The organism is Pseudomonadota bacterium, from assembly GCA_022361155.1.
Classification (GTDB): domain Bacteria; phylum Myxococcota_A; class Polyangia; order Polyangiales; family JAKSBK01; genus JAKSBK01.
Genome location: JAKSBK010000182.1, coordinates 1 through 8,324, shown reverse-complemented (window position 1 = coordinate 8,324; position 8,324 = coordinate 1). Strand labels below are relative to the sequence as shown.

At 63.2% G+C, this 8,324-nt stretch carries 4 protein-coding genes; 2 read left to right on the top strand and 2 right to left on the bottom strand.

Annotated elements, in window-relative coordinates:
- Window positions 1-102: 102 nt before the first annotated feature.
- Complete coding sequence (locus MJD61_06480) at window positions 103-3,102, top strand: hypothetical protein (GenBank protein ID MCG8554921.1); 3,000 nt, start codon at window positions 103-105, stop codon at window positions 3,100-3,102.
- 126 nt (window positions 3,103-3,228) lie between these two features.
- On the opposite strand, the gene MJD61_06475 is transcribed toward MJD61_06480, so the two are convergent.
- Both MJD61_06475 and MJD61_06470 read right to left on the bottom strand, forming a co-directional pair.
- Complete coding sequence (locus MJD61_06475) at window positions 3,229-6,087, bottom strand: TonB-dependent receptor (GenBank protein ID MCG8554920.1); 2,859 nt, start codon at window positions 6,085-6,087, stop codon at window positions 3,229-3,231.
- The gene (locus MJD61_06470; protein MCG8554919.1) at window positions 6,084-7,211 is read right to left on the bottom strand and encodes a hypothetical protein; all 1,128 of its coding nucleotides are present in this window, start codon (window positions 7,209-7,211) and stop codon (window positions 6,084-6,086) included. The genes MJD61_06475 and MJD61_06470 overlap by 4 nt, the downstream gene beginning before the upstream one ends.
- Before the next feature lie 660 nt (window positions 7,212-7,871).
- Between MJD61_06470 and MJD61_06465 the strand changes: the two genes are divergently transcribed.
- The coding region (locus MJD61_06465) for a hypothetical protein (protein MCG8554918.1) at window positions 7,872-8,324 on the top strand (453 nt) is incomplete at its 3' end.

The following is an 8,324-nucleotide window of genomic DNA, read 5'->3' as shown; positions in this document are numbered from 1 at the left end:
TTCATCAAGGTCGCGGATGCCATGCTCGACCAGGGTGTAGTCTAAGGCGTCGGATCAAGACCAACGCTATGTTGACCCGACGCCCAATGTAGCGTCTGCTCGATGGCCCCGGCGACCACCGCCAGCAGCCTTCCGGCTCGATCCTGGTACGAAACGTTCCGGCATCTGATGCCCTTCAGGATCCGTGAGATCCTGATGGTCTCGTCGGCCTACGACGCGTTTGCCCTGGAAGAGGACGGTCCGCTCACCGACCAGCTCTTCACCCGCTATTCGGAGCTGCACCTGTCTGACGCGCCACGCATCTTGCACGTACCCACCGCACGTGCCGCCATGGACCTGTTGATCGAACGTCGCTTCGATCTCGTGATCACGGTCGCCCACCTGGAAGACGGTGATGCTGCGACGCTGAGCAGGCAGATCAAAGAGCGGTATCCCGCGCTTCCGGTGGTGTTGTTGATCTTCGACGAGGTCGAGCTGCAGCGCTTCCCTGACGGCCGGCCAAAGACGATCGACCGCATCTTCTTGTGGACGGGCGACGCGCAGATCATGATCGCCGTCATCAAGCACATTGAAGACGCGCGCAACGTGGCGCATGACACACGCGTGGCGGGGGTGCAGGTAATCCTAGTCGTCGAGGATCAAATCCGCGCCTACTCGACCTTCCTGGGCCTGCTTTACCCCGAGCTTACGACCCACGCGCAATCCCTCATCTCGGACGGTGTCAACGACCTGCATCGCGTGCGACGAATGCGTGCGCGCCCCAAGATCCTGCTGGCGACCGACTTCGAGGAAGGCATGGCGCTTTACAGGAGATTCCGGGGTCACATGCTCGCGCTGATCACGGACATTCGCTATCCGCGCAACGGCGTGGAAGAGGCCGAAGGTGGGCTGCAGCTCGCGGAGATGATCAGGGAAGCCAGCCCCGAGCTTCCGATCATGTTCCAATCATCCGAACGCTCCGCAGCCAAGCGCGTAGCAGCCTTGAACGCATCGCTTGCGAACAAGAAATCCCCTCGGTTTCCGCTTCAGGTAAGGGAGTTCCTGCGAACGGTGCTCGGTTTCGGTGATTTCGTTTTCCGGCTGCGTGACGGCAGCGAGATCGCCCGCGCCGGTAGCATCTACGAGATGGAGAAGCTCCTGGGAGAAGTACCTGCCGATTCGATTGTCCACCACAGCGTACGCAACGATTTTTCTGTCTGGCTCAAGGCACGCAGCATGTTCGACCTGGCCAATCGAATCCGCCCGAAGACGCTGGAGGACTTCGACGGCGTCGAGGAGGCGCGGCAGTACCTGATCCGCGTGCTGCAGGAGGCCCGCAACAACGAGCAAGCGGGCGTGATCACCGACATGTCGGCGGCGCCCAGCGGCTCGGAGAACCGCTTCGTGCGCGTGGGCAAGGGTTCGTTGGGCGGAAAGGCACGTAGCCTGGCCTTCATAAACTCCCTGATCGAACGCCACCGTTTGCGCGATTTTCCGGAAGATCTCGAGATACGGATCCCCAAGACCATCGTGGTGGGCACCCATGAGTTCGATCGTTTCATCGATCAGTGCCGCATCACGGACGCCATGCGCCAGGGCGACGACCGCAGGATCACCCAGAAGCTGCTGGAGGGGACGTTTCGCACCAAGTTCTTGGATCAGCTGTTCTCGGCGTTTCTGGCATTGAAGGGCCCGCTATCCGTGCGTTCTTCGAGCCTGCTCGAAGATTCCCGAGTCGCTGCATTCGCCGGAGTGTATGCTACCTATCTGCTGCCCAACAACCACCGCGACGTTGCGGTTCGCTTCTCGGAGCTGCGCAGGGCCATCAAAGGCGTGTACGCGTCGACCTTTTCCAGGGAGGCTCGCAGCTACATCGCCAGCACGCCGCACGGGATAGAAGAGAAGATGGGCGTCGTAATCCAGCAGGTCGTTGGCCAGCGCTTTGGCGATCGTTTCTATCCCCAGCTGTCGGGTGTAGCGCAATCATACAACTACTACCCGTTTGGATCTCAGAAGGCGGAGGATGGAGTCGCTGTGATCGCGCTGGGTCTGGGGCACATGGTGATGACCGGCGGCCGCGCGCTGCGGTTTTCGCCGGGAGCGCCCGCGGTTCTGCCCCAATTCCCGAGCGCGCGCGCGTACGTGGAGTTTGCGCAAAAACAGTTCTACGCGGTCAATCTGGCGGAGCCCGAAGTCGATGTGCTGGAGGGGCCAGCGGTCTCTCTTGCGCTGCAGGAGCTCTCTGTAGCAGAGCAAGACGGTACGTTTGCGCTCGCTGGAAGCGTCTACTCCGCTGAAGACGACGCCATCCGCGATAACCTCAAGCTGCGGGGCCCGCGCATCGTCACGTTTCACAACATCCTCAAATGGAACGCATTGCCGTTGGCCGAAGCCCTGGCGGCCTTGCTCAAGCTGGCGCGGGACGCCATGGCGAGCGAGATCGAAATCGAATTCGCTCTTGACATCGCCGATTGGGGACGGCCGCTTGCGCCGGGAGCCCGGCGCCGCATTCCGCGCCTGTACGTCCTGCAGCTGCGGCCGATGGCCACGATGGAGCTCGGGGGCCCCAGGGTCGATCTCGACGAGCTGCCCCCGGAGCGGATTCTTTGCCGCACCTCGCGCGCGCTCGGCCATGGCTTCTTGGGCGTTATTCGCGACGTGGTATACGTGAAGCCGGACGATTTCAGATCAGGCGTCTCCCGGCGGGCCGCGCAGGAGGTCGGAGCCATCAACCAGAAGCTGCAAGCCGACGGCAGGCCCTACATGCTAGCCGGACCGGGGCGTTGGGGCACCCAAGATCCCACCCTCGGTATCCCCGTGCAGTGGAGTCAAATCGCGGGCGCGAAGGTCATGGTAGAGACCCCGCTAGGACAGCGCCACGTCGACCCATCCCAAGGAACTCACTTCTTTCACAACCTGACATCGCATCGGATCGGCTACCTGACGGTGAGCCCGGCCATGCAAGGGTTTCTGGACCGAAAGTGGCTCGACAGCCTGCCTGCCCGAACCGAAAGCGAGCTCGTACGGCACGTGGCTTTCGACGAGCCGATCGAGGTACACATGGACGGCATGCGAAGCCGCGCCGTGGTCCTCAAGCCCAAGGCTCGGGACGGATTCGATTGATTAGGACACCGCCCGGCCCTGCACTGCCTGCGATGACGCGCACAAGGTCGCTGCACCTGGACTGCCTGCGGCAAGATGCCAGCCCGCCGGCTCGGTGCCTGGCGGAGGCGGAGTATGGGTTGGGTATCAGTAGAGGTAGTTGAGCGCGAGCTGTATCCTGCGCGGGCGCTGCCTGCCCGAGACCCGCCCAAAGCGCTCGATGTCGGAGCTCGTGATGCCGGTAGGCGTGCGGCTGTTGAGCAGGTTGAAGACGTCCACGTACAGGTTCAGGCTCTGGCCGAGGTCCTCGGGCAAGAGGTTGATGGTGATGCGCGCGTCCACCCCCAACGTGTCCGGCTCCCGGAACTCCGCGATCGCCTTGGTCTCGTTGGGGGTAGAAGGGACCGTGCCGCGCGGCGAACGCCGGTTGTCACGACTCCCCTCGAACTCGTTGTAGTACCACTTCGAGAGCGGGGAACCGCTCTGGTAGGTCAGGGTTGCACCTAGCGTGAGATGGTTACCGAGCACGTAGGTGGGCATCAGGCGCAGCCTGTGGCGATGATCTTCACCGTTGTATCCGAAGAGAAAGCGCTGCTGGCGCGGATTGTCGTCAAGCCACGAACCGTAGCTCCAGGCGAGCGTGTAGAAGGCCGCGATGTCCCAGCTGCTGCTCGGCTGGCCTGCGATGCTGAAGGACAGACCATGGTAGACGTCGTAGGATTCGTCGGGAGTCATGTACCGGTAGACCTCCTTGTTCCTGAGCTGAGGGATGACCCAGTCGACGACGCGGACGCCGGTCGGGTCCCAGATCCGGTTGACCTCGAGGCTTGTCCACTGATTGCTGATACGCTTGTAGGTGTACTCCACGGTTCCCGCGAGACCGGGCACCAGCTGCCTGCGCGCGGCCAGGGTGATCTCGTCGGCCCGTGGAGGGCGGGCATTGGGATCGAACTCAACGCCCTCCGGTCCGCCTCTTTCGGCGACCAGCCGCGAGTAGGAAGCCGTAGCGGGATCCCATTGCTGAACCCTGGTGATGCGGCGCGCACGCCGATCCACCCCCGAAGCCGTGCTCAGCGCGAGCGTCTCCAGGTGACGGCCGTAGTACGCTGACAGGATGTTGCGGCCGTCTTGCGTGATGTCCGCTGCGAGACCCAGGCGCGGCGAAAACCCGTAGAGCGATGTCACCCGCTGTCCGCTGGTATCGTAGCTCGCACCGTAGTCAAACCGCAGGCCAGGCAACACATGCAGCCATTCGATGGGCGTCCACCAGCGATCCTGCACGAACAACCCCACCCCCCAACCCTGCTGCCGCGCGTCGTAGTCTGTGTACTCGGTTCGGCGGAAGCAGTTGCCGTGTGTGGTCTGGTCCTGCGGATCGCAGAGCCCCGCCTCGAGCTCTGTGTAGCGGGGTGCGAGGTCGGTATACTCGTAGCCGACGTTTCCCATCCGATCGCCGAGCACGTAGTCCGTGTTGGTGCGCCAGTTGAACTGGGTCTGGATGCCGAGCTTGATGTCGTGGCTGCCGTGGAAGCGGCTCTTGATCTGCAGCGAGGGGTCGAACTGCACCCGACCGCGGCGATCGAAGTAGTGGCTGCTGCCCTGGTACCACCTGGTTTGGTCGTGCAGGTTGTAGTGGGATGCCTGGTTCGGATTCCATGTGCAATTCCTGTCGCTGAAGAACTGGCAGCCGGTGTTGTCGATCTTCCCGAGCAGTCCTTGCGGGGCGAGCTCGATCATGTTCGTCATCAGGCCGCCGCGCACGCTGGTGGTGATGTTCGGGCCCAGTAGGAAATCCCAGGTTGCGATGGCCAGCAAGCCGTCCTGGTCTTGCCGGTTCTCGGCCACGCCCAGGCGCGTGTTGCCGCCCTCCACGTTATTGAAGGAGCCCGGGGACCAGTTGGTCGAAAACGTCAGCCGGTGCTGGGGCGCCGGCACGAACTGCAGCTTGACGCGCGCCAGGTTGTTCACGCTGGTGTAGGAAGGGTGCTGGATGTTGTACGGGGGAACGCCAAGGGGTGGCCCTTTCACGCTCGAGCTTTCGTGAAGGCGCAGCTCGTAGGTCGCATTGATCCAGAGCTTGTCCTTGATCAGCGGGCCGCCCAGATTCACGTTGGCCTGTGCGGATTGGTTGGGACCGGGGGAGGCTTCATTGTAGGGCTGGCGGGCCTCCCAGAGCTGGGAACCGAAGTTGCCGCTCGACGATAGGCTGTGGTGGTTCGCGTAGAGCGATGCGTTCACCTTCCAGGCGTTGGAGCCGCTGGCCGTTTGGACGTTGATGACGCCTCCGAGGGAGGCGTACTCGGCCTCGGCACCACCGGTGACCACGTCCACCGAAGAGACGGCGTCGAACGTCATGTTGGCGCTGAAGGTCTTGCTTACCGGGTCGGTGATGTCTAGGCCGTCCACGAGATAGCGGTTCATGTTGTACGATCCACCCTTGATGTTCGGGTTGCTGCCTCCGGTCACGCCGGGCATGTTCTTGGTTATGCTCTGGTAGGAGCGGCCGGTGGGCAGCTTCCTGAGCGTGTCTGCGTTGAGCACCGTGCCTGTCTGGGTTGAATCGGGCCGCGTCATGGTGCGGTGGCCGCCGACTTCGATCACTTCAACGTCGTCTCGGGACCACGCGACATGAACGGGCACGGCGACGCCTTGAGTAACGATCACCTCGCGCTTCAAGGTTTCTCGCCCCGAGTAGCTGAAGCTCAGCACGTACGGCCCAGGCGGCAGGTCGCCGAGATCGTAGCGACCGCGCCGATCCGTCTTGACCGAGCGCGGTTCGCCGAGCAGGGCCGGGCCCTTGGCCGTGATGCCGACGCCGACAAGAGGCTTGCGCGTCTGGACGTCGGTCACCGTACCCTTGACGCGCCCGTGCTGTTCGCCGAGAGCGAAGGCCTGGTCGGCGAGCAGCAAGGCGTAGGTCGCGCACAGAAGCGAAGCCACAGAAGAACGCAGAAAGCGGAAAGCTCGCCGCCCCGATCCTCGAAACCACACGGATGCGCGTGTCATCGCTGGACCTGGAGGCAGTAGCTGTAACCTGGAACAGCCGGCTCGATGGCGTAGCCGGGATCGCTTTCGATCGAGAGCGCATCCTTCGGGAGGCGGTCCGCGGTCACGGGCAGGTCGAGCATCGGATTGCGGTCAGCATCGTAGCTGAATACCTCGCATACAGGCGAGTAGCCGGGCTGGCCGCGCCGTGCCTGCAACACGTCGTAACCCTCGCCGAGTCGGCCCGGTCTCGCGCTCGCGGGATCGTTCGGATCGCGAAGGATCGCGGAGCGAGGATAGTAGAGCCTCTGCGTGGCCATCTGCGTGGCGATTCTGCCATCGGGCTGTGGCAGATCGACCGTGGGAATGTAGCCGCCGTCCAGGTAGGCGAGCAGGTAGCGATTGAACCAGCCCCAGTGCTGCAGGCCGAGTCCTGGATGATCCGTTCTGGATGATTGTCCACGCGGATAGACCGCCGCGCTCGGTTCGATGATCAGCCAGGCGAGGTAGCGCCCGTCTGCGGCAAGCTCGTCGGGTCCGGCAAGACCGTAGATGGAGACAAGCCCGTCTTCGCTCGTCACCTCTTGACAGCCAAGCCCTGTGGAATCCACCGGCACCTGCGAAACCACGGGCACGTAGCTGGAGCCCGACTGGACCCCCTCGCGGTAGGTCGCCTCGGGCAGCTGCGTGAAGATGGCGCCCTGCAGGTCGTAACGTACTTCGTCGTAGACGCTGTCGTAGATGTAGCCGGCCGGTGCAGTGCATGCGTACGCCTGCGGAATCGGCTCGAGCCCCGGATCGAAAACATACGCCCTCGGAGCCTCCACATCGGCCCGCTCGCCGTTGACACGCACCCACAGCGGGTTGTCTGCTTCACGCACCGGATACCGGAAGTAGCCGATCTCGACACCGCCCGTGAAAGCCGCAATTTCCGTGAAGGTCCCGCGCCCTGGATTCTTTCGGTTGCCACCCGCGCCCAGGTTCTCCACCGGGAAGTCGACCGGGTCGACCGCGCCCAGGCTGCCGTTACCCGCCGCAAAGTCCGCATAGGGATCGCAAGCGCCTACAACGGCGACCGCAAGCATGGTGGTCGCCCAGGCGCACCAAGTCCGCATGTCTGCTACCTCCAGGCCGCTGTTTCGCATGGCTCGCCGATCCGCTCCCCCGGTGGCGATCATGGCCGAGCGGCCGCACGCATCATAGTCGACGCGCGCCGGAGCTCAAGCGCGTGGACCGGCTCCCGCTGATCGCCGCGCCCCCGCGAGGTCGATGCTCGGAGCTCTTGGGCGCCGGCTTCGTTTTGGTGTCGATTCTCTGATCCATTGTGGTCGCGAAGTGCATAGATAACTGTGTTGACTTCAAGACCACCGACGCCGTCCGATCGACATTCGTGGCAGTGTGGGTAAGCACTGGATTGGGTGTCGGCACATGAGCGCCCGGTGTGCGCTTGAGGGCTTATTGGAGGGGGCATAGGACAACAGGGGCATAGGACAACAGGAACCAGGCAACCACGAGCTTGATACGCGCCAGAGCGCATAGAGTGTTAGAGCCTCACTCGTTCGCTGGGTACACGTTCCGGCGCGTATCAAGCTCGTGGTTGCCACAGGGCCGGCCGGGCAGTCCCGCGAGGGGGACCGTGGCCGAAGTCGCCGGCCACGCCGGACCCTCTGTGCGCCTTCGGCTTCCGAGGACAACCCGGACAACCCTGGCCGCAGGTTGGACGCAGGGTCAATCTTCGCTGCAAGGCCGCCGTTTATACAGAACGGGCCCCGAAGTAATCAGTTCATTCGGGACCAGGAGTAACCATGAAACCAAACGCCAGGCGCGCGTTGAAGGCGCCGATAGCGCTGGCAGTAGGGGGTCTTGCCCTGCTGGCCATGGCGCTCTGCCCGGCCCCGGTAGACGCCGGCAGGCTGAAAGCCAAGGTCTATCTGACTCAAGGCCGGATTCCCGTCAGACTGACGGAGCGCGGACTCCTTGGATTCGCGCGCCGCGGGCACTCCTACAGGCTCAGGGAAACCAAGAACGAGCAACTGGGCAAGCGCTCGTGGAAAGCCAACATGGTGGTGGCCTTCAACAAGGCTCCGGGCGACTTCGAGTTTCACGTGCTGTTCTACGACGTTCACGATGGCCGGCGCAGGTTCGTCGAAGAGCTCAGTACCTTTGTCAGCAATCGGAAACAGAGAACCTTCATACAGAGGCTCTCCATGCCCCGTGCCCGGTTCAAGCCCAACCGACACATGGAGCTCGTGGTCGTG